This window comes from Hahella ganghwensis DSM 17046 (genome assembly GCF_000376785.1).
Classification (GTDB): domain Bacteria; phylum Pseudomonadota; class Gammaproteobacteria; order Pseudomonadales; family Oleiphilaceae; genus Hahella; species Hahella ganghwensis.
The window spans coordinates 1-24,380 of record NZ_AQXX01000081.1 but is presented as its reverse complement, the minus strand read 5'-3'; the positions used below and the strand labels follow the sequence as shown (position 1 = coordinate 24,380).

General features: G+C 49.5%; 19 protein-coding genes. 14 read left to right on the top strand and 5 right to left on the bottom strand.

What is annotated here, in order from left to right; translation table 11 throughout:
* Positions 1 to 13 precede the first annotated feature (13 nt).
* Together F566_RS0105315 and plsB are read right to left on the bottom strand one after the other, a co-directional pair.
* Complete coding sequence (locus F566_RS0105315) at positions 14 to 685, bottom strand: response regulator (protein ID WP_020405942.1); 672 nt, start codon at positions 683 to 685, stop codon at positions 14 to 16.
* 278 nt (positions 686 to 963) lie between these two features.
* A complete protein-coding gene (gene plsB / locus F566_RS0105310) occupies positions 964 to 3,474 on the bottom strand; it encodes a glycerol-3-phosphate 1-O-acyltransferase PlsB (protein WP_020405941.1) in 2,511 nt (836 codons plus the stop codon).
* Positions 3,475 to 3,898: 424 nt separating this feature from the next.
* On the opposite strand from plsB, the gene F566_RS0105305 reads away from it, so the two are divergent.
* The 5 genes from F566_RS0105305 (at position 3,899) to murI (ending at position 9,383) form a co-directional block, all read left to right on the top strand.
* Entirely contained in the window at positions 3,899 to 4,822 is a 924-nt protein-coding gene (locus tag F566_RS0105305; protein WP_020405940.1) for an ATP-binding cassette domain-containing protein, read from the top strand.
* Positions 4,819 to 5,553, top strand: coding sequence for an ABC transporter permease (locus tag F566_RS0105300; RefSeq protein ID WP_020405939.1), 735 nt, complete (start codon positions 4,819 to 4,821; stop codon positions 5,551 to 5,553). Before F566_RS0105305 ends, F566_RS0105300 begins: the two co-directional genes overlap by 4 nt.
* A 7-nt stretch (positions 5,554 to 5,560) precedes the next feature.
* On the top strand, positions 5,561 to 7,597 hold the full coding sequence (locus F566_RS0105295; protein WP_020405938.1) for a GldG family protein: 2,037 nt from the start codon (positions 5,561 to 5,563) through the stop codon (positions 7,595 to 7,597).
* Between the two features lie 90 nt (positions 7,598 to 7,687).
* The gene (gene nudC / locus F566_RS0105290) at positions 7,688 to 8,518 is read left to right on the top strand and encodes an NAD(+) diphosphatase (RefSeq protein WP_020405937.1); all 831 of its coding nucleotides are present in this window, start codon (positions 7,688 to 7,690) and stop codon (positions 8,516 to 8,518) included.
* A 25-nt stretch (positions 8,519 to 8,543) separates the two neighbouring features.
* The gene (gene murI, locus F566_RS32020; RefSeq protein ID WP_020405936.1) at positions 8,544 to 9,383 is read left to right on the top strand and encodes a glutamate racemase; all 840 of its coding nucleotides are present in this window, start codon (positions 8,544 to 8,546) and stop codon (positions 9,381 to 9,383) included.
* Positions 9,384 to 9,486: 103 nt separating this feature from the next.
* Here murI and F566_RS0105280 read toward each other — a convergent pair whose 3' ends face one another.
* Positions 9,487 to 10,494, bottom strand: a complete 1,008-nt coding sequence (locus F566_RS0105280) for a DUF2156 domain-containing protein (protein ID WP_020405935.1) — start codon at positions 10,492 to 10,494, stop codon at positions 9,487 to 9,489.
* Between the two features lie 45 nt (positions 10,495 to 10,539).
* A complete protein-coding gene (locus F566_RS0105275) occupies positions 10,540 to 11,247 on the bottom strand; it encodes a class I SAM-dependent methyltransferase (protein WP_020405934.1) in 708 nt (235 codons plus the stop codon).
* Between the two features lie 428 nt (positions 11,248 to 11,675).
* Here F566_RS0105275 and F566_RS0105270 point away from each other — a divergent pair, with 428 nt between their 5' ends.
* From F566_RS0105270 to F566_RS0105240, 7 genes are all read left to right on the top strand, one after another.
* The gene (locus F566_RS0105270; protein WP_157496671.1) at positions 11,676 to 12,536 is read left to right on the top strand and encodes an alpha/beta hydrolase; all 861 of its coding nucleotides are present in this window, start codon (positions 11,676 to 11,678) and stop codon (positions 12,534 to 12,536) included.
* A 344-nt stretch (positions 12,537 to 12,880) separates the two neighbouring features.
* The gene (locus tag F566_RS0105265) at positions 12,881 to 14,404 is read left to right on the top strand and encodes a fatty acyl-CoA reductase (protein WP_026179775.1); all 1,524 of its coding nucleotides are present in this window, start codon (positions 12,881 to 12,883) and stop codon (positions 14,402 to 14,404) included.
* Positions 14,405 to 14,724: 320 nt separating this feature from the next.
* The gene (locus tag F566_RS35250; RefSeq protein WP_020405931.1) at positions 14,725 to 15,579 is read left to right on the top strand and encodes an FHA domain-containing protein; all 855 of its coding nucleotides are present in this window, start codon (positions 14,725 to 14,727) and stop codon (positions 15,577 to 15,579) included.
* Between the two features lie 239 nt (positions 15,580 to 15,818).
* Positions 15,819 to 16,478: a response regulator gene (locus F566_RS0105255; protein WP_245555152.1), complete on the top strand. Its 660-nt coding sequence runs from the start codon at positions 15,819 to 15,821 to the stop codon at positions 16,476 to 16,478.
* A gap of 233 nt (positions 16,479 to 16,711) precedes the next feature.
* Entirely contained in the window at positions 16,712 to 17,050 is a 339-nt protein-coding gene (locus F566_RS37140; protein ID WP_169334435.1) for a hypothetical protein, read from the top strand.
* Positions 17,051 to 17,228: 178 nt separating this feature from the next.
* Positions 17,229 to 17,576, top strand: coding sequence for a hypothetical protein (locus F566_RS0105245; protein ID WP_169334434.1), 348 nt, complete (start codon positions 17,229 to 17,231; stop codon positions 17,574 to 17,576).
* Between the two features lie 344 nt (positions 17,577 to 17,920).
* Positions 17,921 to 18,160 carry a hypothetical protein gene (locus tag F566_RS0105240; protein ID WP_020405927.1) on the top strand — a complete coding sequence of 80 codons (240 nt, stop codon included), beginning with the start codon at positions 17,921 to 17,923 and terminating at the stop codon, positions 18,158 to 18,160.
* Between the two features lie 258 nt (positions 18,161 to 18,418).
* Here the strand turns inward: F566_RS0105240 and F566_RS0105235 are convergent, their stop codons facing one another.
* Entirely contained in the window at positions 18,419 to 21,937 is a 3,519-nt protein-coding gene (locus F566_RS0105235) for a PAS domain-containing hybrid sensor histidine kinase/response regulator (protein WP_020405926.1), read from the bottom strand.
* Positions 21,938 to 22,182: 245 nt separating this feature from the next.
* Between F566_RS0105235 and F566_RS0105230 the strand changes: the two genes are divergently transcribed.
* Together F566_RS0105230 and F566_RS0105225 are read left to right on the top strand one after the other, a co-directional pair.
* The gene (locus tag F566_RS0105230) at positions 22,183 to 22,446 is read left to right on the top strand and encodes a DUF4212 domain-containing protein (protein ID WP_020405925.1); all 264 of its coding nucleotides are present in this window, start codon (positions 22,183 to 22,185) and stop codon (positions 22,444 to 22,446) included.
* A gap of 11 nt (positions 22,447 to 22,457) precedes the next feature.
* Positions 22,458 to 24,233: a sodium:solute symporter family protein gene (locus F566_RS0105225; protein ID WP_020405924.1), complete on the top strand. Its 1,776-nt coding sequence runs from the start codon at positions 22,458 to 22,460 to the stop codon at positions 24,231 to 24,233.
* The last annotated feature ends 147 nt before the right edge of the window (positions 24,234 to 24,380 follow it).

The window sequence follows — 24,380 nt, the reverse complement described above, 5'->3', positions numbered from 1 at the left end:
GAAATACTGATTTCTAATCTATCAGGTTCCACTTCTCCGCTACCCGAACACATTCGGTTCGATTATGGACGTTCAGATGCATAAACAAAGATTTCAGATGGGTTTTGACTGTATCTTCTGTCAGATTGAGCTGAGAACAGATCTTCTTATTGGGCAGTCCCTGTGCCAGTAACTGAAGGACTTCCATCTGCCTGGGAGTGATTGCCTGTATATCGACCTGGAGGTCTAGAGGCTGGCGACGTCGATAACGAGGATAGAAAGTGGGGGTTACCAGCTTCCCTTCCAGAATGGCCGAAATATCCCTGAAAATATGCTGACCGCTACTGGATTTACTGATAAAGCCACAGGCTCCGCTGGCAAGGGCCAGATCAACGTCTTCTGGATCTTCAGAGCCGGACAGGATAGCGACGGGTATCATTACCCCCAACTCAGATAGTTTGCGCAGGAATCTGAGACCCTTACTGTCGGGAAGCGACAGATCCAGAAGGATCAGATCAAAGTTCTGGTCCTGTGCCAGAACCTCTGTCGCACGGGCGCAGTTCAGTGCTATCTCCATTTCCAGATGAAGGTCCTGCTGTTTTAACGATGCACGAAGACCTTCGGCAACCAGCTGATGGTCGTCAATAATCAGTACTCGCAGGTGCTCTGAAATACCCAATGCCTGTGGTTGGGGGGCCAGAGTCATGTTCTTCTCCGTAAAGTTTTTATTTTTATTGTCCCTGTACGGCAATCAGGACGAGATTTGAGAGGCTGGGGGGACTTCAAAATCACCAGCCTCACCAGATTATACGCAGATGAAACTCCGGTAATGTGAAGTTGCACTGATTTATAGCATCAAGTCACTTTTTCCGGAAAGCGGAAAGCGGAAAGCGGAAAGCGGAAAGCGGAAAGCGGAAAGCGGAAAGCGGAAAGCGGAAAGCGGAAAGCGGCCGGGGCAGGCCCGGCCGGAGAAAGCAGGAGAAATTAGTTCTGGCCTGCGGCTTTATCCACCGGAGGCGGTTCTTTGGCTTCAGACTTGTTCTCTGCTTCGATAGCAACCTGAAGGATACTCTGACGCATTTCTGCATTGAGCACCAGGCGGGCATCCTCTGCAACATTATCCAGATTCTCGTCATAGACAATATTGCCGTTGTCATCGATCTGAATGATTTCATTGCGTTTCAGATTATTGATGAAATTACGGAACAGGGATTTGTCAAAGAACTCCGGAGCATTCAGGCCGTAAAGGATCGACATCCGTTCTGCCATCATGGTGCTTTGTTCTTCCAGTTTATTGGCTGTGATCGTGCCTCGCCCGTTTCTGCGCAGTATCGCGATAGCGATGTAATAACGCTCCAGGGTTGGAATGATGGTTCTCGCCAGGGCATCCAGCAATACAAACTCTCTGGATCCGGCAATAGGCTTGTAAAGGTTGTCGTTGTCTTTCAACAGCAGATTATTGGCACACAGGGTATCAATCCAGCGTTCGATGACCGCCTCAACTTCTTCCTCTGACCAGCGCAGAAAAAGTTCAGATTTGATATAGGGGTAAACTGTACTCACCAGCCATACGAGTTTGTCTCGGCGCAAGGTGCTGTTGTTCTGGAACATACTGGCGACCAGAGCCGGTAACGCCATCAAGTGCAAAATATTGTTGCGATAGTAAGTCAGCAGAATGGCGCTGGCACCTTCCAGGGCAATGATGTCACCAAGTTTTTGTTTCTGTCTTACGGCAAGGCCCATGGATTCCATGTAGGTGATCCAGTCGGATCCTTTGCCTTCCGGGAAGCTCATGACATCGCTGTAGGGGAATTGTTTCATCAGGGAGACGACTGCATCGCAGTGATCGCCCAGCATTCTCTCATCCATGGCCTGTTTGGGGGTGGCGAGCAACAGTGTGGCCACGATGTTTACCGGATTAATCGCTGCCGCATTGTTGATACTGGTGGCAACCTGATTGGATAGAGCGTCAATGGCAGAAGGCAGCCATTCCGGGCGGGAGTCCTGTGTGTATGTGTGATCTCTCCAGTCTGCTTGGATGGCATTCAGGGAGTCTTCCAATGCGAAAGGCGTACCGAAGTTAACGCTGACCTGTCCAAAAGAGCTGCGCAGGCTGCGGAGGGATTTAAACAGGCCGAACACATTTTCTTTCTGCTTTTTGGCGCCTTTCAGCTCGCCCAGATAGGAGCGGGCCTCGAGAATCTTTTCATAGCCCACATAAACCGGAACAAAATAGATCGGTTTTTTTGAATCGCGCAGGAAACTGCGGACAGTCATCAGCAGCATACCTGCTTTAGGGGGCAAGGTGCGCCCGGTCCGGCTGCGACCTCCTTCCACGAAATATTCCACAGGATAGCCGCGGGTGAACATGGAAAACATGTACTCATTGAACACGGCAGTATACAGCTTGTTGTTCTTGAAGCTGCGGCGCATGAAGAACGCACCGCCCCGACGCAGAATCGGGCCGACAATCGGCATATTCAAGTTAATACCGGCGGCGATGTGGGGAACCATCAAAGCATTACGGTACAGAACATAGGACAGCAATAGATAGTCAATGTGACTGCGGTGACAGGGAACGTAGACGATGGCCCCTTTTTGCGCGGTTTCCTTGACGGTCTCAATGTTGTTGATCTTGACCCCGTTGTAGATCTTGTTCCAGACCCAGGTCAGCAGAATATCCAGAAACCGGACGGCTGCGATGGAGACGTTCGATGCGATCTCATCGGCGTACTTGCGGGCTCTTTGCTTGGCTTTGAGTGGGGGGATTTTTTCTTTTCTGGCGGTTTCCTTGATCGCTTCTTTTACCGCATTGGAGCGAATCAATGAGGATACCAGAGTCCGGCGGTGGGACAGATCAGGACCGACGATGGCTTGTCGCATCAGACGGAAATGTACTCGGAGCACTCGGGCCAGTTTGCGCGTGGCAATTGCCTTGCTCTCGCTCTCGTCAACTATCTGCCGTAATGAAATCGGCTTGTTGAATTGGACAAAGGTATTGCGTCCGTGGAAAAGAATGACAAAGAACTGTCGGATACGTCCCGCGACAGACCAGGTATCTGCAAGCATCAGCTTGAACAGTGATTTTTCTTTTTCCGGCGCCCGGCCCCAGAACAGTGAAACCGGAACAATCTGGACATCCAGCGATGAATCTTTTTTGGCAGCGGCTGCCAGGTGTTTCAGTCTTTCGTTAATGACCGGGCGATAGCGTCTGCGAAAGGGCTGGCCCTGTTTTTCGTAAATAAAGAAATGACTGCGTCTAATGGTATCCTCACCCAGGGATAAAGGCTGCTGGGCAGAAGGAAAGTGATTTTCCAGGCATTCCTGTTCCAGTACCAGGCGATTGCTCAGAGAGCTGTGTTGAAGGACGTAAACAACCGGTTTGTTGGGGTCGATACCCAAGTCTTTGCTGTTATTGCCGATAACATCGGTACGAACCCATAAAAACAGTATTTTGCGAAGAATGGTAAAGAAAAAGGAACTGATCCCAAACATTGATTTATCCAACGGTTGAAGGGAAGGTCAGGCATTCAGGCCTCGGTTAACATGGCGTCTGTTCTGCTATTGGTATTATGAACAGACCCTGGCGAATGGTCGCCGCCTCGCGATGCCTTGTCAAGTTGACGTTGGGGCGGATAACCTGAAGACAAGTGTAGTTCGCGAGGAGGTCGGGGCAAATCTCACTTTAGTCGACTATCCAGGTTTTTTCGGATTCCGACAAGGAACCTTGCTACACTGTAATAGATTGTTTTCGATAGGTTCTTGCAAACCTACAATTGACTACTTATTCTTTTCGCTGCTTCCTTGGACCTCTCTGGAAGAGGGTGATTTCAGGGGAGTTCTTCATCTGAATATCAGGTCTGCAACAGACCCTAATACTAATAAAACCTGCAGCTCGTTAAACGGGAAGCTTAGTCACATGATCAAACTCCAAGTTCTGGAAAAAAGCTACGGCAATCTCCATGCCGTAAAAGGTATCTCTTTTGAAGTGAAACCCGGTGAAGTGCTGGGATTTCTTGGACCTAACGGTGCCGGAAAGTCCACCACCATGCGCATGATCACGGGATACATCCAGCCGACCAAAGGCAGTATTTCCGTGATGGGAACGGATGTATTGTCCGATCCGCAAAAAGCCCAGGAAATCATGGGTTACCTGCCGGAAGGGGCTCCGTTGTACGGAGAAATGACGGTCACCGCATTTTTGCGATTCGTCGGGCAGATCCGCGGACTGTCAGGACAACGTCTGAATGATCGGTTCGATGAGGTGGTCAAACAGGTCTCGCTACAGAAAGTACTGCGGCAACCAATCGATACGCTGTCGAAAGGCTATAAACGTCGGGTTGGGTTGGCTCAGGCGCTGATTCATGATCCGCAGGTACTGATTCTTGATGAGCCCACTGACGGGTTGGATCCTAACCAGAAGCATGAAGTACGCAAACTGATACAGAATCTGTCCAAGGACAAGATTGTGGTGATTTCCACGCATATCCTGGAAGAAGTGGACGCTTTGTGCTCCAGAGTGGTGATCATTGCCAGAGGTAAGATTGTCGCAGATAAAACTCCGCTGGAACTGGCTCAGATGTCCCGTTACCACAAAGCTGTGTATGTGCGCTTCAGCGAAGAATATGAGCCGCTGGAGGCTCTGCGGAAGCTGCCTGAAATTACCGAAGTTGAAGAATGCGGTAGCCAGGGGTATCTGCTCTATACAGAACCGGGCAAGCAGGCGCTGCATGCTGTTAATCAACTGATCCACGACCACAACTGGGATGTGGAGGAGTTGCATGTGGAGAAAGGGCGTCTGGATGATGTGTTCCGTCGCTTGACGATGGAGGATGCCGCATGAACACGGTGACGACGATATTTAAACGTGAATTGATGAGCTATCTGTCCACACCGCTGGCTTATCTGTTCACCGTAATTTTTCTGGTACTCAGTGGAATCTTTACTTTCTATCTGGGGCGCTTTTTTGAACGCGGTCAGGCGGATCTCAACTCATTCTTCAATTTTATGCCCTGGCTTTATCTGGTGCTTGTGCCAGCGTTAACCATGCGTCTTTGGGCTGAAGAGCGTAAAAGCGGCACAATTGAGTTGCTGTTGACGCTTCCGGTATCACCTTTTGCCTGGGTTCTGGGCAAGTTTCTGGCTGCCTGGGTATTTCTCGGCTGTGCGCTGATACTGTCATTTCCATTGTGGGTGACGGTGAATTACCTCGGAGAGCCGGACAACGGTGCGATATTTGCCGGTTATCTTGGCAGCTGGTTTATGGCTGGGGGCTTTCTGGCTCTGGGGTCGATGTTTTCTGCGGCAACCCGGAATCAGGTCATTGCCTTTGTGCTGACTCTGGTGGTTTGTTTTATTCTGGTTGCGGCAGGGTTTCCTCTGGTGCTGGACGCCTTTTCAGTCTGGGCGCCAAACTGGGTTCTGGATCTGGTGGCCGGCCTGAGCTTTATGGCGCATTTTGAAGCCATATCTCGTGGCGTCATCGATATCCGTGATGCACTTTACTTCATTTCCATCATGGTATTTGGCCTCTGGCTGACTGCTCATCTGGTTCGGCATACAGTGAAGAGGTAAGGAGAATATGAAACGTACTGGAATTTTCGTCATTGTCGCCGTTGCCGCGCTGGTCATATTCAATCTGCTAATGTCCTCCGGATTAACTGGCCTGCGCTGGGATCTTACTGAGAACAAGCTCTATACACTGAGCGATGGCTCCAGATCAATTTTGCAAAACCTGGATCAGGATATCGAACTCAACCTCTATTTCTCTGATCAGGCTTCCAAAGATTTACCTGCATTACGGGCATATGCCAAACGGGTACAGGAGCTGCTGCAGGAGTTTGAACAACTGGCTGACGGCCGGATCACATTGAATGTGATTGACCCGGCACCGTTTTCCGAAGATGAGGATAACGCCACCTTGGCGGGGCTTCAGTCCATTCCTGTGGGTGTGTCCGGTGAGAATGTGTTCTTTGGTCTGGTCGGAAAGGTGAAGTCTGAAGATGCTGCTTCAGAAGACCCGGCGGAGGCTGAACAGGTATCCTCCGAGTCTACTGAGCAGGATTCTCCTGACTCAGGTTCTGCGGAATTAAACGTCACCGAAGAAGTCATTGCTTTCTTTCAGCCAGATAAAGAGCAATTCCTGGAATATGACCTGAGCAAGCTGATCTATAGTCTGAACCGGCAAAAACAGCCCGTCGTGGGTGTTCTTTCCGGGCTGGAAATCAACGGCGGTATGGACTTCTATAGTCAGGGACAACGCCCGGCATGGGTATTCATGCAGTACCTTGAGGATCTTTTCAGTGTGGAGTGGGTCTCCAGCGATGTGGATAAGATTGATGAGTCGATTGACGTTCTACTGTTGGTCCACCCCAAGAAACTGTCTGACCAGGCGCTACTGGCCATTGATCAGTTTGCACTTAAAGGTGGCCGTATCCTGGCGTTTGTGGATCCATTTGCGGAACAGGATCAACCATCCATGCCCATGATGGCTGCCAATCAGCCGCGCAACTCAGATCTGGGGCCTCTCCTTGAAGCCTGGGGTGTTCAATTGAGAGAGGGGGCTGTTCTGGCTGATTTCGACAACAGCATGGTCGTGGGAGTTGGTCCGCAGAGAACGCCGACCCGACATCTTGCGTTGTTAGGTATGACCGAGGACGACTGGGCAGCGGAAGATGTGGTGTTGTCAGGACTGGAGTCCATCAATATATCAACGGCCGGAATTCTAGATACTGTGGAAGGCCACACCACCACGATCACGCCACTGATGAGTTCAAGCAGTGAATCCAGTGCACTGGAAGTGTCGCTGTTTAACTCTCTGGCGAACCCTGATGCGTTGTTCGACAAATTCAGCCCCAGTGGGGACCGCTACACCATCGCCGCTCGTATTGAAGGCAAGGCGGCAACCGCGTTTCCTGATGGTATCGAAATCGAGGAAGTGGTTGAGCCTGAAGAAGATGTTGCGTCAGCGGAGAGTAGCGAAGTGTCTGCAGAGGCCGACGCTGAAGAGCAAAACTCAGAACCGGAAACAGTGACACGCAAGGTGATGTCCGAGCTCAAGGAAACGGACAATCTGAATGTCCTGGTGTTTGCTGATACCGATATTCTGAGTGATCGTCTGTGGGTCCAGATCCAGGAATTTTTTGGACAGAGAATTGCCAGTCCCTGGGCGAACAACGGCGACTTACTGGTGAATGCGCTGGATAATCTCTCGGGTAACGCGGATCTGATTAACATCCGTTCTCGTGGTCGTTTCTCACGTCCGTTCGAAGTGGTCGAAGAAATTCGCCGTAAAGCGGAAGAAAAGTTTGCCGATCAACAACGGGAGCTGGAAACCCGCCTGGAAGAGACCGAAGCCAAACTGGCGGAACTGCAATCGGCGCGGGCAGATGCCAGCAGTGCGTTGCTCTCTCCGGAGCAGGAGCAGGCGTTGCTGAGTTTCCAGGAAGAGAAACTCAAAATTCGTAAGGCGTTGAGAGATGTACAACACAGCCTGGATCAGAACATTGAAGACCTTGGACGCCAGCTCAAGTTAATCAATATTGTGCTGGTTCCTCTGGCATTAACCCTGATCGCGCTGGTTGTAGCACTCTGGAGAAGAAGTCAAAGGGTCGCTTGAGGCCCTTTCTAACGCCACAGCTGCAACGCTGGCAGCTTTACAATAGCCCGTGCCGGGTCTGTTGGTGTCAACAGACCTTAAGGAGATAGTGTGACGATAACGTTTAAATATCATCCTGCCATGGTGGCGGGCGTTGACAGCCCTCAGACTCTTTCGGTCTATTTTCTTGAAGATCGTCTGCTGGTGAAACCGGAAGTGCTGGCGGATCCGGCGGCCCATTTCCCGTGGACCTATGATACCCTTCCGGTTCAACCAAAACTGGCATTATTACTGGGAGAGCTGAATGGTTCTCCTTTCCGGGTTGTGCAGCTGGAATCGGTTCCGGACGGCTGGCAGGACATCCTGTTGCGTGATTACCTGCTCAGGGCGCCGGAGTCGTCGTTTAAAGTGATCAATGCCGCTGCCCAGTTGCGATACTGGCTGAGTACCCAGAATTTCTGTAGCCGGTGTGGTCATACGCTTGAATTCAACGACGCGGACAGAGCAATGTCCTGTGCCGGTTGTGGTTATCTCTCTTATCCCAAAGTGTCTCCCTGTATCATCACTGTCATCAGAAAAGAGCGCCAGATTCTGTTGGCACAATCCAGCAGATATCGTACTGATATGTACAGTTGTCTGGCCGGGTTTATTGAAGCCGGAGAGAGTGCAGAAGAAGGACTGGAAAGAGAAGTCATGGAAGAAGCGGGTATCCGGGTCCATAACATCCAATACCAGTTGTCTCAGGCCTGGCCTTTTCCCCATCAGTTGATGCTGGGCTATGTGGCGGATTACCTGGACGGCGAGCTACAGATTGATTCGACCGAACTACGGGACGCGCAATGGTTTGATGTGGATCGACTGCCAACCATCGCTCCGCCCCAGACGATTGCCGGTAAGTTGATCCGGGCGGTTGTTGATGATCTTCGTCAGCAAGGTGATTGACGCAATCTGCAGGAGGAATGTCTGATTGATTCCGCATTCCACAGAGTTGGCCGATGTTTTACCTTTTCTGAACCGGCCCGCTTTGGTACTCGATTCCGGGAGCGGAGGGCTGACCGTCTGGCAGGAAATCTGCCATCTCACCCCCTTACTTGATACGTTTTATCTGGCTGACTTTGCTGCTTATCCTTATGGTCTCAAAACTGAAGGGGCGCTGGTTGAACGCGTCTCTGAGATACTGGCAACGCTGGTGCCTCAACTTCAGCCGGGTGTCATCGTAGTTGCCTGCAATACGGCCAGCACCATCGTGCTGGAGGAAATACGTCGTCTGTACTCTGTACCGGTTGTGGGAGTGGTGCCCGCAATCAAGACTGCGGCTATCGCCAGTCAGAACCGGCGCATTGGGTTGTTGGCGACACCGGGAACGGTTGCGCGCGACTACCTGAATAATCTCATAACACTTCATGCATCCGATTGCCAGGTGGTCAGGGTTGGCTCTAATGTTCTGGTCGCCTTGGCAGAAGATGTACTCTGTGAGCGTCACGTGAGCGCGGAAGCTATTGCCCGGGAAATAGAGCCAGTGCTCGTGGCAGAGTGCGATCAAGTGGTGCTGGGCTGCACGCATTTTCCTCTACTGAAACCTTATCTGACTCAACTGGCTCCACAGGTTGCCTGGGTGGACTCCGGAAAGGCGATTGCCCGCCGGGTGGCTGATCTTCTGGGAAATCGGGCTGACCCGATAAGTGTTGGCTCAGAGCCTGTTCATATCGCGGCGACAACTCTGGCGAACCTGGACAATCAGTGGCGTGAGGGGGTGGCAAAACTGGGGTTTCATCAGGCCATGACTTTGCCAATAGGGAAACGATGAAGAAAAGTGGCTCTTTAAGAACACTGCTATAAAAAATAAGGCCCGCAATCCTGCGGGCTAGGGTTTGTTATTTTATTTTTTATTATGTGGCTTTCTTCGAGGTTTAAATCAATCGGGTCAGCTTGAACATGGCCAGAAACTCTATCATGGGGAGTGGTTTGCTGTGGCAGCAATAGGTTTTAAATACCTCTCCTCGGAACCGGGTTTTGGTGAATTCCAATCCTTTAAAGTTGTACAGGAAATTTCCTTTTTCGTAGACCATGTGAAGCAGCTTTTTCAGTAACCGTGATTCCTGAGGTTCTGTTTCCCGGGTCAGCATCAGCGGAACCAGACCCAGATCCAGGTAGGTGACGCCTTCTTCCTTGAATACCTCCATGGCATGAGTCATCAGGGTATAGAAAATACCTTGTTTGAAATCTGCCGAAGCACGGGAAATATTTGGCACGTAGCTGACAATTTTGTTTTTGTCGTAGACCGGGTCAAAGTAGATAAAGCCAACGGCCTTGCCATCCTGATAAGCGTAAAAATGACGCTCGTTTTCCTTGTAGTTCATATTCATTGGACGAATAAGGAACCGAATTTCGTTGCTTTTGCACTTCCGCGTTTTAATCCAGGCTTCTGAAATTTCCCGGGTGTGATCATCGCTGAAACGTTCTTTGACGGTAATGCCGTGTTTTTCAGCCTGATTGATCGCGGTGCGCAATACTTGCTTCTTTTTCCCGGTCAGACTCCACTTTTGCAGGTCAATCCGACTTTCTGAACCAAACTGAGTGCCATAGAGACCAAAGCGCTTGTGCAGTATATCTGCGACATCTTTACTGACCTGGATATAGCTGGCACGGGGAAACTTTTTATGGAATTCAGTCAATATCAGGTCAAAATTCTCAGCTGCACAAACTGGATCTGACAGTACAAAAACATTACCCCACTTGCGCATAAAGCCGACGTAGCCAATGCCTTCCAGATCAAAAAAATCCATTCCCGGTTGCAGGGTAGAGAAGGACTGCGAGTGCCGTCCGAATTCCTTCAGATAGTTGACACGCTCTGAGAAGCTGAAGTTACCCTGTCTGACGTCGCTGTAACGGTCGAGGACCAGTGCCTGATCAGTCATACCACACCTCGTCTGTTGTTATCGTTATATGTGAGTGTTTTGTAATTACAGTGATTTGTAGCCGAGGACCGACCAATAGCAATTGACATTAAGCAGCTTGAAATATTTCCGGTCACGGATGATCAGTCCCTGCTTTTTCATATGCTCGGGGTAGTTATAGATACTGTGCATGGCGTTATTGGCGAATAGCCAGAACAGGGAGACCGCCAGATACCAGTAGGTCTTTTTGAATAGGCGTGAAACCAGATTTCCGGTAGGAAAGGCGAAATCGCCCACGACGACCTTACCGCCCTTTTTCGTTAAGGCGATCAGGTGTTCCAGGACTTTGGTCATGGTGTCTTCTTCAAATACATTGAGAAAGAAATTGGCGACAACCATGTCGAACTCTTCGAGCTCGTCAAATTTGAAAATATCGGCATGAACCTGCCGAATGGGAAGATGGGATTTATTTTGTTCCTGCAGGCCTTCTTCAAATTTTCTCAGCATGGTGGCTGAGAGATCGACGACGGTGACTTCGGCTCCCAGCTCCGCTGCATGAATGGCATCTTTACCATGACCGACACCAGCGAAAAGTATTTTATCTCCGGGACGAACCTGATCTGAATTGAGCATGCCGATTTTGCACTGATGAATCGACTTGCCGCTGTAAAGTGCACTGAGAAAGTCATAGACCGGTCCGATCAGGCGATATTTGTCCTTGGAGACGCCATTGTCTTTGCCGGATTCTTTCACGCTTACGACTTCTGTTGTCATGATCTCTTGCCTGCTTTTTTTGTTATTTAGAATTTTGTTCTTGTTTTTCGTGTTGTGTCGAAATGGTAGTTTACTGACTGTTACAAGACTGTGCGTCAGGCCGCACTTTTGGTTTGCAGAAGTTAACGAAAATGCTTAATAACCCAATGAAATTCATCAAAATGAATTGGATTGTAGGACAATCAAGTGGTCGGTTGTGCCCTGTTTCACAAAATTAATTTGCCTTGCTCTTTTGATTGAAATCACTTCCGAGTAAACTTCTCCTCCTCGGGTTCTCAAGACAGGAAAACGTCAACAGATCCTGAAGTTTTTGAGTTGTATAAAAGGACTTTTCATCTGTTGGCTTTTTCCGGGGTTCTCCGGTGAAGGTTGCGCAGATTTTCGGAATCTTCAAATTCCACCATTCCACAAGGACACGATTCAAAAAGATGCCCAGACAGGAAACGATCCAGTTCAGGTCTCTCGGTGCGAGCATCGTCGGCCGCTTATTCTTACCCCGCCAGTTACAGGTTTCTCCTGTTGTCGTCATTTGTCATGGCGCTTTCGATTACAAAGAACATTTTTTTGAGCTTGCAGAAACATTAGCCGGTCAGGGGATTGGCAGTCTTGTATTGGATATGCACGGACATGGCGAGTCGGAGGGGCAGCGCTACCACGTTAGGATGGAAGAGTGGGTTGAGGACCTTCGTTGTGCACTAAAATATCTCCAGCAACGCACCGATGTGGTGCATGGAGCCATCGGTGCGTTTGGTTTTTCCTCTGGCGGTACTGCCGTATTGGAAGCGGCCGCAGAGGGCCTTCCGTTCAAAGCCCTGGTCACCCTGGATGCCACTGTCAGAAGCGTTCTCAAGTGGTATGAAGCCCCTTTCTTCCGGGTTGCCAGTTTGCTGGGAACCTGCAAAACGATGCTTGGTTTTAGAGAATTGCAACTCCCGTTGGGTTTTGCTCTCAGTCAGGTGAGGGCGGCAGTAGACGATGATGTTAATCGTGCCGTCATACAAGACCCTTACATTATTAGCGCGTATTCGCGTCTACCGTTGCCGGGATCACTGGAATGTTTTCAGGTCGACACCCTGAAAAGAGTGCACAGAATCACCAGTCCGGTTTGCGTGATACATGGTGCCCTGGATGAAGTGGATCCACCGGCAACGGCTGAAATGTTATTTAGCCGGCTGCGTGGTGAGAAGGCACTGCACATTCTTCCGGAGAACGGCCATATGGGTCATATGGATACCCAGAAAAAGGACGTTCTACACCTGACATGCGAATGGTTTAAAAACAGATTGTAAGACAATCTGCGGAGCTTTTGGAAAGCTGGTCAGATTTTTGCTGTGAGTTTTATCACGGAGAGCGGATTGGAATTCGAAAACAGCAGTTATTGCGAAACCAGTCACGTTCTGCCTTGTAACCAAATGTAAATATTTTTATCAAATTGGGGTCAATTTTAGGTAGTAGAGGTCCCCGGGCGAGATGATATTTCTAAATGGTTTTCAGGTCTGGCTGATAGAGCTCAAGCTCGAAACGGCAAAGTGAAGGAATAACACTCTATTAAAGAAAGGCAGTAAAGAAAAAGGGAAAGTCACTTAGAAATATCGGCTTTACAACATTCATGGAAAACAGGAGCCAACTGGATATGATTGAATCCAAAACACTCACCGCTCTTGCGGGAAAAAATGTGCTCATTACGGGAACCACAGGGTTTGTGGGCAAGGTTGTACTGGAAAAGCTGCTTCGCAGTGTACCTGATATCGGCAAAATCTATTTGTTGGTCCGTGGCAACCGAAGTTATCCCACTGCCGAGAAACGTTTTGCCAATGAGATCGCCCAGTCTTCCATTTTCGAAACCCTTAAGAGCGAGGATGCTCAGCTATTTCAGGCCAGATGTGATGAGCACTTACGCTTTGTCAGTGGTGAAATGACGGAAAAGAATTTCGGATTATCCGAAAGTGAGTTCCAGGAACTGGCCGGGAACATCGATATCATTGTCAATTCTGCTGCCAGTGTGAATTTTCGGGAACCCCTGGACCAAGCGCTGAAAATCAACACCCTGTGCCTGAATAATATGATTGCACTGTCACAGGCCGGTGGAGACCTTCCCATTGTTCAAGTGTCAACCTGTTATGTGAACGGATATAACAAAGGCGTCATGGAGGAGGATAACGTTATCCCTGCGGGGCAGCCGGTTGAGCGTTCTGAATTCGGTTACTTCGAAGTCGAGCCTTTAATCGAGCTTCTTCAGTCCAAAGTTCAGGAAGTGGTTGCATCGACCAACGATGATGAACAGCGCGAGAAAAAACTGGTGGATTTGGGAATTGCAGAAGCCAATCGCTACGGTTGGAACGACACCTACACCTTCACCAAGTGGATGGGTGAGCAACTTCTGATGAAGGCGATGTATGGTAAAACGCTCACCATTTTGAGGCCATCCATCGTAGAAAGTACCCTTGAAGGACCTGTGCCGGGTTGGATTGAAGGGGTCAAGGTTGCCGATGCGATTATTCTTGCCTACGCTCGCGAGAAAGTGAATTTCTTCCCCGGCAAGCGTGAGGGGATCATCGATATTATTCCTGCTGACCTCGTGTCCAACAGTATTATCCTGTCTGCGGCCGAAGCGCTGTTAGATCCTTACCAGCAACGTATTTATCAGTGCAGCAGCAGTGAAGCGAACCCCATCAGGCTCAAGGATGTGATCGGCCATGTTCAGGCAGAAGCGGAAGAAAAACATGAGGTGCATGACCGACTGTTTATCCGTAAGCCCCAGAAGTCATTCATGATGATTCCAAGTCCTGTGTTCAACACGGTTATGACGGTTGGCTATCACGCGATCAAAGTCGGTTTCAAGTTACTGGAAGCCTTGGGGCGCGAACCCAGCTCGCGGATGTTGTCCAATCTGGAAGCCACTCGCAAGCTGTCAATCGTGTTCTCTTTCTACACCTCGCCGTCTTATACCTTCAGCAATGCCAAATTGCTGGCTCTGGCCAAACGGATGGGAGAATACGACGCCAAAGAGTTTCCGGTTGATTCCTCGCAGTATGACTGGGGCATGTACCTTCGAAAAGTGCATATTCCCGGACTGAATCGATACGCCCTCAAGCCACGTCGGGTTTACAAACTGAAAAAAACGACGATCGAGCAACAACAGAGTCAGGCAGCCTGAAAATTTTCAGTGTAAATCACCGATGAGGCGTCACCCCCTCATCGGTGGCTGCGCAGGCTTCTGGCGTTTTTCCCAGGATGATGCTTAATGGCTGGTGGTTCTCGTATTCACCCTTCTTACAGACTTTGTTGATCCTCGTTGCAGACTTTTTGTCCTCGTTACAAGGTATGTCGATCTCCGCTACAGGTACGGAAAGTGCCAAAAGCTAGATGAAAATATCCCGGGCAAGTTCTTGGGTAATAGGTTGAATCCGGCTAAGCTAAGGTCTGTTGAAACAGATGACTCAAAGTACTTGAGGCAAAACTGAGGATCCGCCTGATATGTTGGCCAAATTCCATCTTAAGCGAGTTCATGATGGAAAGGATTTCCCCGTATCCCGCCCGTCCATGTTGGTTGGCAGGAGCGACACCTGTGATATTGCACTTGAGCAAGGGCTTCCCTCCAGGGAACATGCCCGACTGGTCGTTCGAAAAGAAGGATTGTTTGTCGAGGATTTACATTCCACCAATGGCACCACGGTAAATAACCGCCGTATCTCGGAGGCTACGCTTCTGAATCCTGGTGATGTCGTTAAATTCAGTAGTGAGGCATTTCTGATTTCCAGTGAGGAAGAATCAGACAACACTATTATTTCCAGTTATTTGGGGGCGGATTCTTCGGACGTGGATTCTCTTGTGGTCAGTGAAGAGGATGAAGAAGATCCGGATGCCACCCAGTTGCAACAAAGTTACCCTCTGCCTCCAGGTTGGTCTCCACTGGATCGTGACAGGCTGACAGAGTTCCGTCGTTCTGAAGCCAGTCATAGTCGGGCCAGTCTTGAGAAAGCCATATCCTCTGCGTTGGCAGGTAGCAGTACTCTGTACAGTGCTGCATTGGTGGTGTTCAAAAGTCAATTGGAAGCGAAAGTGACCGGACTCTCACTGGAAACGTCTGATCCACGTTGGGAAATTGGGCGAGGTGAGGGCGCAGACATCGTTATCAGTGATCCCAGTGTGTCAGATACCCATGCGGTGCTTTCTTATGAGGGTGGTCATTGGACACTGAAGGACCTGGGCTCCACCAATGGTATCGAAATGGCTGGAAACAAGTTGACAGAGATTGAACTGCAGGACGGCATGGTGCTCCATCTGGGGCGGGTGGAAGTGGTTTTCTGTCTACTTGATACGCTGGCCTGAGTGCTTAACTGAGATTTCAGTTAAAAAGTAGGTAAAAAGGCAGAACGCGCGCTAAAATGCCAGATATAGCGGAAAGTGCAAAGTCCCGGTGGGGCTAATATATGTTAGCCTAGTGGGATGTGCGGAAAACTCAGTCGCTTTCTTCAAAACCATTTTTTCTCTGGCAAGGCGTTTTTCTGCACGGGCCACCAGGGTCATATAATCGAATCGAACTTGATGAGCAGGATAAGTGAGGGCTCATGCTAATGTCACAACAGATCATCATCGCAGATGATCACCCCCTTTTCAGAGCCGCCCTAAAACAGGCGGTGACTCAAGCCGTTAAGTCAGTCGAAGTCATTGAAGTGGATAGTATTGCCGGGTTGCAAAACGCGGTGGAAGCCAACCCGGATGCTGATCTTGTCCTGCTGGATTTAAATATGCCGGGCGCGCATGGATTTTCAGGTCTGGTCTTCATGCGTGGGCAATACCCGGGTTTACCTGTCGTGATTGTCAGTGGAAGTGAAGACCTGCAGGTTATTCGCCGTGCCATTGATTATGGTGCTTCTGGTTTTATTCCCAAGTCCTCAGCCTTGGATGAGATATCCAAAGCCATTCAGCAGGTTCTCACCGGTGAAGTCTGGTTACCGGCGGAAGTCGCTGCCAAGATTGATTCTATCAGAGTCGAGGACACCGACTTCTCCGAACGGCTGGCGACCTTAACGCCTCAACAGTTCAGAGTACTGGGAATGTTGACGGAAGGGCTGCTGAACAAACAGATCGCCTACGAATTGGATGTCTCCGAAGCCACTGTCAAAGCGCATATCACTGCATTGTTCCGCAAACTGGGTGTACGTAACCGAACCCAGGCTGTGATCGCGGTACAGCAAATGGAAGTCGAGCAGGCGTCGCAGAGCTGATCCAGCATGATTGACTGCTGAATCGCAGAATGAACGGGCATTGATTCATAGATGAAGTGCCTGTTCCAGTCGGCCAAGTGCTTGGGCGCTGACTTTGCGATAGCTAATTAAAGCATTACCTGCTGCTTCACACTGTGGGCCCTCCTTTAAATTTATCGTTGCATCTGATGGTCCTAATCGCCCCTCAATTGCGTTCCCTTTTAGTATTTAGCGTATTGTGAAAATGAGAGAGCATGAGCTTGCCCATAAAAAGAGCTAGAAAAGTCTTAGTAAATGGCAAGTGCTACCGCTGGATTGTTCGTGACAGGCCGACATATACACAAGCATGTCAGGGCGGAAAGATGTTGGCAGCGGTAGAACTTTATGGAAAACAGGGTTCTACTTTGTCCATTGAGTTCAAATGGCAGCGCCCGGATGTTGCTATCTCCAGCTACCCGAATTCAGTAACGCCAAAACTTATCGAGTCTTGTATCAACAAGGCAATACAGGAAGGTTGGCAATCAGATACAGCTGGTCCCGCATACAAGTATTATTGTGATTTGGACCAACACAGAACAGGCTTTTCCAACTGACGTTTGGTCTTCGTCTCAGGTAAAAGTATTGCTAACAACGTTTGAAGATCAGTGATGGTATCTTTTCTGATGACCATCCTGCTATACAGGAAGGATGGGGTTCCTGGCGGGACGAGGAATTCTACTCTCATGATGCAATTCAAGGGCTTATCAAATAATTAAAATCAAAATCATTGTTTTGGGAATAGCCACGCTAGCCGTTGTTGGGTTGTTTGCTGTATCTAAACTTCAACTTGAAGAAACAGTCGTCAGCGCCCGATACGAGATGCTTGCTTGTGAAAGCTGCAATCATCTGACCATCGAAAAAAGCAAAGGTAAAGACCTTAATGGCGAGACGATTATTCCAATCTCAGATACGCTGGATATCGAGCAATTAATCGAAAGTGTTGTCATAACAAAGGAACCGTTATGCCTTCGAGGTAGGCCTTATCGATTCAACTGGAGTTCGTTCGGCATTATTGAACCTGACGGAAAGCGATTTGAAGTGATAGAAAAATTAAGCCCAGTAGAGTGCTCTTATTTATAGAGTCTTTACTTATGGAAAATAGAAAGTGCCTATTACGCTTTTAGAGCTGTTCTAAACGAAGTCAAAATTCACAATTTCAACAATCCGAATAAGAAAATAAAGTCACTGATTTGTCCCGGGCTTGGTACTGGTATTGGCAGCTTAGAGCCTAGAAGGTGCGCGGCACATATGAGAGCAGCCTATATGTATTTGAATAAACCTGCACGCATTCCAAGTTACAATGAAATTCATGAAGTTCACAGAAAGCTTTTATTGGCAAACTAATGTAGAACAAGAAACCGGTAGAAGCTTTTCGACCCAGCTACACCGTAAAACTCAACAGTTTGGCGTTATAAGTTTTGAATATGATGAAAGCTAGAGGCATCAAACCACTTTCTTTGGACGATCTTGAAGGGCTGACAACAGAGCGTTTGCTGGCATATCTTCGAAAATTGCATGAATGCGAAGAGTCACTTGAGCTTTCCGATTGGGCTCCCGAGGAGATTAAAAGTATTGAGGGTATCGTTTTCAAGGCTTCCCAGGAATGGAAAGAGCAGCATGCCCTTGTTAAGCGCGTCTTGGCTGGGAGGCCTAATGTTTCTTAACTTGAGTGTTATTTTTGAAACAGATTACCAGCTAAATCATGAGAGGGCTCTTACCAAGTGCCCGTGTTAAAGACGTTGATGCTCTAGAATAACCTCCGAATCCTCCAGTTCTTACTGTGATGGAAACACCTGGGCCTGTTGCTTAGTATAAACTCAAGCACTATAGCGATGACCATCATGTCATAGTGGTTATCGACTCCCGCGCGGAACTTTCGAGTGCGCCGATCTTTATCTGATGGATTTTACCCACACTCCCAATCAAGTTTCCTCTCGGTTTTTACTCAACTCCTTATTGATCATGGCTCTCAAAGCCGCAGGCTTCACCGGCTTGTGGAGTATCTGATAGCCACGTTGTCTGACTTCCATTTTGACTTCATCATTATTGACGGCCGTGATCAGAATGCCTGGAAGATTTCTGGCCAGGCTGCGGCGTAGCATGTCCATGGTGTCCAGGCCATTGTCGTCGTTATCCAACTGGTAGTCGGCGAGAATAATTTCTGGGGGATTGGCCATGCAGGTGGTCATTGCCTCGTTCGGGTTTGACGCGGTAAATACGGTGCAGCCCCATCCTCCCAGCAACGCGCGCATACCTTCCAGGATCACCGGTTCATTATCGATGCAGAACACCACGGCACCCTGCAAGCTGCCGAGGCTTCTGGCGACCTTCTGGGGAGCAACCTCCGGTTCCACCGGTTTGCTGACTATCGGTACGGTCACCGAAAACATGCTGCCTTTATCCAGGGTGGATTTGACTTCCACCTGGTAATTCAGTATTCGGCAAATTCTGTCGACGATAGCGAGACCCAACCCCAGACCGTTCTTTTCGGTACTCTGGTTTAGACGTTTGAACTCTTCAAAGATCGAGGTCAGATGATCTTCCGGAATACCGGGGCCGGTATCCCAGATCTCGATTCTGATGTTCGAACCTCGGCGGCGGCAACCGAGCAGGATTCTGCCGCTGCGGGTATAGCGAATCGCATTGGTCAGGAAGTTCTGGATAACTCTTCGGAGTAACTGATGGTCCGAGTTGACGAAAATATTACAGGGTACTGTCCGTAATCCGAGACCTTTTTCGGCTGCGATTACTGTGAACTCGGTATTCAGATGACCAAGCAATTCATTGATATTGAATACCGAGTAATGGGGTTCCAGAGCGCCGGCATCCAGTTTACTGATGTCGAGCAGGGTGCTCAGAATTTCTTCGGCTGCATTGAGGGAGTGGTCGATATGGGAAACCAGCTCATTGTATGCCTTTTCGTTTTTCACTTTGTTCGCCAGAGCTGAAGTAAACAGACGGGCGGCATTCAGGGGTTGCAGTAGGTCATGGCTTGCAGAGGCAAGAAAGCGGGTCTTACTCAAGTTGGCGTTTTCTGCCGTGGACTTGGCTTTTACCAGCTGTTTGTTGAGTTTGGAGAGTTCCTCTGTCCGTTCTCTGACCCGTTGTTCCAGATAGGTGTTGGTTTCTTTCAATGCCAGTTCGGTACGGCGCATTGCAGAAATGTCTGAGAAGGTGGTCACGAAGCCGCCGCCGGGCATTGGGCTACCCTGTATCAGCAAGACAGTTCCATCAGGGCGGGTGCGCTCATATTCGTGCGCTTCACCGGACTTCATCATTTCCAGGCGCCGTGAGATGATTTTCTGTGCGCGTCTGGCCGGGACATGTGCCATTAACAGGTTATAGCGCATCAGATCAGCTATTGGACGTCCGACCCGGGTAAAGCCCTGTGGGTAATTGAACAGCTCCACATAGCGGCTGTTCCAGGCCACCAGATTGAGGGCGTCGTCCACCACGGCAACTCCCAGGTTCATGTTCTCGATGGCTGATTGCAGCAGCTCCCGGTTGAACTTGATGACCTGAGAGGCCTCGTCAACAATGCTGACCACATCTTCGATCTGCATGTCCTGCCCCTTGAGGGCGGAATTGAGAACGACGCGGGCTGTTGATGAGCCAATGGCACTGGCCAGTTGTTTTTCGATATGTTTGATGAGATCAACTGAGGCGGGTCGATTCGGCAACAGCCTGACTCGGTTGCGGCGCGAGTATTCTTTTAGCGTTTCCTGAGTTCTCTCGGCGCCAAGGAAGCGTTCCGACAGGGCGCTGATATCTTCAATCGTGGCTTCGCTGACCCAGGTGGTGGTGCTGGCTTCGGCGCTTTGAGCGCTATCCAGGAAGGAGGCGACCTGAATTCGCTCAATGACCCTCTGCGTGGTAATGGCAGAGACAACAAAATAGAGCACAATGTTGAAGGCCAGGCTCCAGATAGTGCCGTGTGTAATCAGGTCAAAACCTTCAAGGCCAAACAATGCCGTGGGGCGCAGCCAGTCTATTCCCAGCAGACCTTCAGTAATCAAAGTGGAATCTGCGTTGGTGGCGTGCAGAATAGTCGGCACCAAGAGTGTATAGATCCAGATGGCAAAACCGCTGAGCAGACCGGCAATCGCGCCTTGGCGATTCCCATAACGCCAGAGCACACCGCCGATCAGAACCGGGGCGAACTGGGCGACGGCGACAAATGAAAGCAGGCCGATAGACGCGAGTGAGAAAGAATCACCCATGAGTCGGTAATAACCATAGGCGGCGAGCAGGTTGACGAGTATCGTGACCCGGCGGATCGTCAGTAGCCAGAACTGGACATTCTTTTTACGCGAGAGGTCCAGGGCCTGTATGCGTAGTAAAAGAGGCACGATAATCTCGTTGCAGACCATGGTGCTCAAGGTGACGGTGGACACGATCACCATACTGGTGGCTGCAGAGCCGCCGCCGATAAAGGCAAGCATGGCCAGCCATTCGTAGTCCGCCACCATGGGAATACTGAGAACAAAAATATCGGAATCAATGGTGCCGTTGGGGTAAATCAATATGCCGGCGGCAGCAATGGGGATGACGAAGATGGTCAGTGCCAGTAAATAAACCGGCAATGCCCAGCGGGCAGTATAGATGTCTCGAGGTTCATAGTTTTCCACGACGGTGACGTGAAACTGCCTGGGCAGACAGACGATGGCAATACCGGCCAGCAGGGTCTGGACAATGAATGAGCTGGGTGTAATCGCATCAAAACTGAATACCGCAGCCTGATTGGTTGCACGTAATTGGGCGGTAATATCTCCCCAGCCGTCGAACAGAATTAAAGAGACCAGCAGACCAACAGCGACAAATGCCACCAGTTTGACGATCGATTCAAATGCTACTGCCTGAATCAGACCACGATGGTGTTCCGTAGCATCGATATGGCGGGTACCGAAAAGTATGGTGAACAACCCCATGATCCCCGCGACGTAAAGTGCAGAGTCCTGGATATAGGGCGTCTGGGCAATGCTCCTGACCTGACCGCCTTCTGTGAGGACATTGAACCCCATGGAGACGGCTTTTAGCTGTAAGGCGATGTAAGGCACGATGCCGACCAATGCGATCAGTGTCACGATGACTGCCAGGGTCTGGGACTTGCCGTAGCGGGAAGCAATAAAATCGGCGATCGAGGTAGTGTTGTGTCGTTTACTGATTCGAATGATCCGGGCGATCAAGGGCGCGCCGAAAATCAGCACAATGATGGGGCCGAGATAAATCGGCATGAACCCCAATCCATCCTGGGCGGAACTCCCCACGGCACCGTAAAATGTCCAGGACGTGCAGTAGACGCCTAACGACAGGCTGTAGATGGCACGGCGTCGGGTCTCCTGAGCGTATACCCGGGTATTCTGGTCTCCGAAATAGGCAATACCAAACAGTATGGCGATATAGGCTATGGAGACAATAAACAGTAAAAAGCCATTAATCATGTAGCGCTTGAATCTTCCAATGTGACGACCGGATATAGCCTCCCATGATCTTTTATAAAAAGCGAGAGGAGCGGATAGACTTAAGTCTAATTGTCACGTCTGAAATGTAAAAAAATACAACTCACTTTTTCTATCCTCTTGAATTATATAGGTATTATTCCTTATACCAAGGTCTAGATTTGCCATTTTAAAGACGGTGCTATTGTGAATAGGCATACAAAAATAACAAATCTGGAGGAGTCGTAATGGCTAGTAATCCATCCCCAAAAGCTGCCTATTGGCGCGACAATCTAAAACTGCTTATAACTTTACTTGTCATCTGGTTTGCCGTTTCTTACGGGGCGGGCATTCTCTTCGTTGATCAGCTGGATCAAATCAGGGTGGGAGGATTTCCCCTTGGTTTCTGGTTCGCCCAGCAGGGGTCAATTTATACCTTTGTGGTTCTGATATTTGTATACGTCTGGCGGATGTCTGTGCTGGATCGTAAACATGATGTTCACGAAGACTGAAGGAGCCTCCAATGGATACCCAAACCCTTGTCTATCTATTCGTCGGGGCAACTTTTGCCCTCTATATCGGTATTGCGATCTGGTCGCGCGCCGGTTCTACCAGTGAATACTATGTTGCCAGCAAGGGGGTTCATCCCATTGCCAACGGTATGGCAACCGGTGCTGACTGGATGTCTGCTGCCTCCTTTATTTCGATGGCGGGCATTATTTCATTTATCGGACGCGACGGCGCAGTTTATCTGATGGGATGGACCGGCGGATATGTCCTCTTGGCCATGTGTCTGGCTCCCTATCTCCGCAAATTTGGTAAGTTCACTGTCCCTGAATTTGTTGGCGAGCGCTATTATTCCCAGACGGCCCGTATGGTGGCAGTTGTCTGCGTTATTTTTATCTCGTTTACCTATGTTGCCGGTCAGATGCGCGGTGTAGGGATTGTATTTTCCCGCTACCTGGAAGTGCCTATTAATACTGGCGTTATCATTGGTATGGGGATTGTGTTTATCTACGCTGTTCTTGGTGGAATGAAGGGGATTACCTACACACAGGTTGCCCAGTACTGTGTCATGATCATCGCCTATATGATTCCTGCTATCTTCATTTCTATGCTGGTCACTGGCAATCCAATCCCACAAATTGGTTTCGGAAGTACTGTGGAGGGAACGGATGTCTATCTTCTGGACAAATTGAATCAGATATCGATGGACCTTGGCTTTAATGAATATACGTCGGGGACAAAATCGACCATAGATACTTTTGCCATTACGGTTGCCTTGATGGTAGGAACAGCGGGTCTGCCTCACGTGATTGTGCGCTTCTTTACAGTGCCGAAAGTGAGTGATGCTCGTCTGTCTGCCGGTTGGGCGTTGTTCTTTATCGCCATTTTGTATACCACTGCTCCAGCGGTTGCTTCATTCGCCCGTGTTAACCTGATTGAGACGGTGTCCGAGAGTGAATATCAACAGTTGCCGAGCTGGTTCCAGAATTGGGAGAACGCGGGACTGCTGGCGTGGCAAGACAAAAATGGTGACGGTAAGATCACCTATACAGCAGGCGCAGCCTTTGCCGGCAAACCGACTTTCGACGGAGATGCCCGGGGCGACCACGGTCAGCGCGTGTTGACGAATGCGCCAACTGACAATAGCAATGAGCTGTATGTAGACCGCGACATCATGGTATTGGCCAATCCGGAAATTGCACAATTGCCTGGATGGGTGATTGCCTTGATTGCCGCTGGTGGTCTGGCCGCAGCGTTATCAACTGCTGCAGGTCTTCTGCTGGTTATATCCACGTCGATATCCCATGACCTGTTGAAGAGCAATCTCATGCCGAATATATCGGAGAAAAAGGAGTTGCTGGCAGCACGGATCGCAGCGGCCTGTGCGATTGCTGTGGCGGGTTACTTTGGTATTAATCCTCCCGGGTTTGTGGCACAGGTAGTGGCATTCGCCTTTGGTCTGGCGGCAGCGAGCTTCTTCCCTGCGATTATTATGGGGATCTTTTATAAGCGGATGAATAAAGAAGGGGCGATTGCCGGTATGTTGACCGGTCTGATCTTCACCTTCAGCTATATCGTGTACTTCAAATTCATCAATCCCGCTGGAAATACGCCTGATAACTGGTGGTTCGGTATCTCTCCTGAAGGAATCGGTACACTGGGTATGATTTTCAACTTTGTGATTTCCACCGTTGTTTCGAAGCTGACGGCTGAGCCTCCTGAGCATATTCAGCATCTGGTTGAAGATATTCGGGTTCCCCGTGGTGCGACGGCTCCTGTGGGCGGCCACTAGCCCCTGATAGTGATCTGACGCTGAAAAGCAAAAAGCCCCTGAAAAGGGCAATGCTGTTCACTTAAGTGTTTGAGTTAGCGCAGGGCTTAATAGAAAATCCAATGATGGAAACATCATCGGATTTTTTATGGATTTTCAGCAAGACCT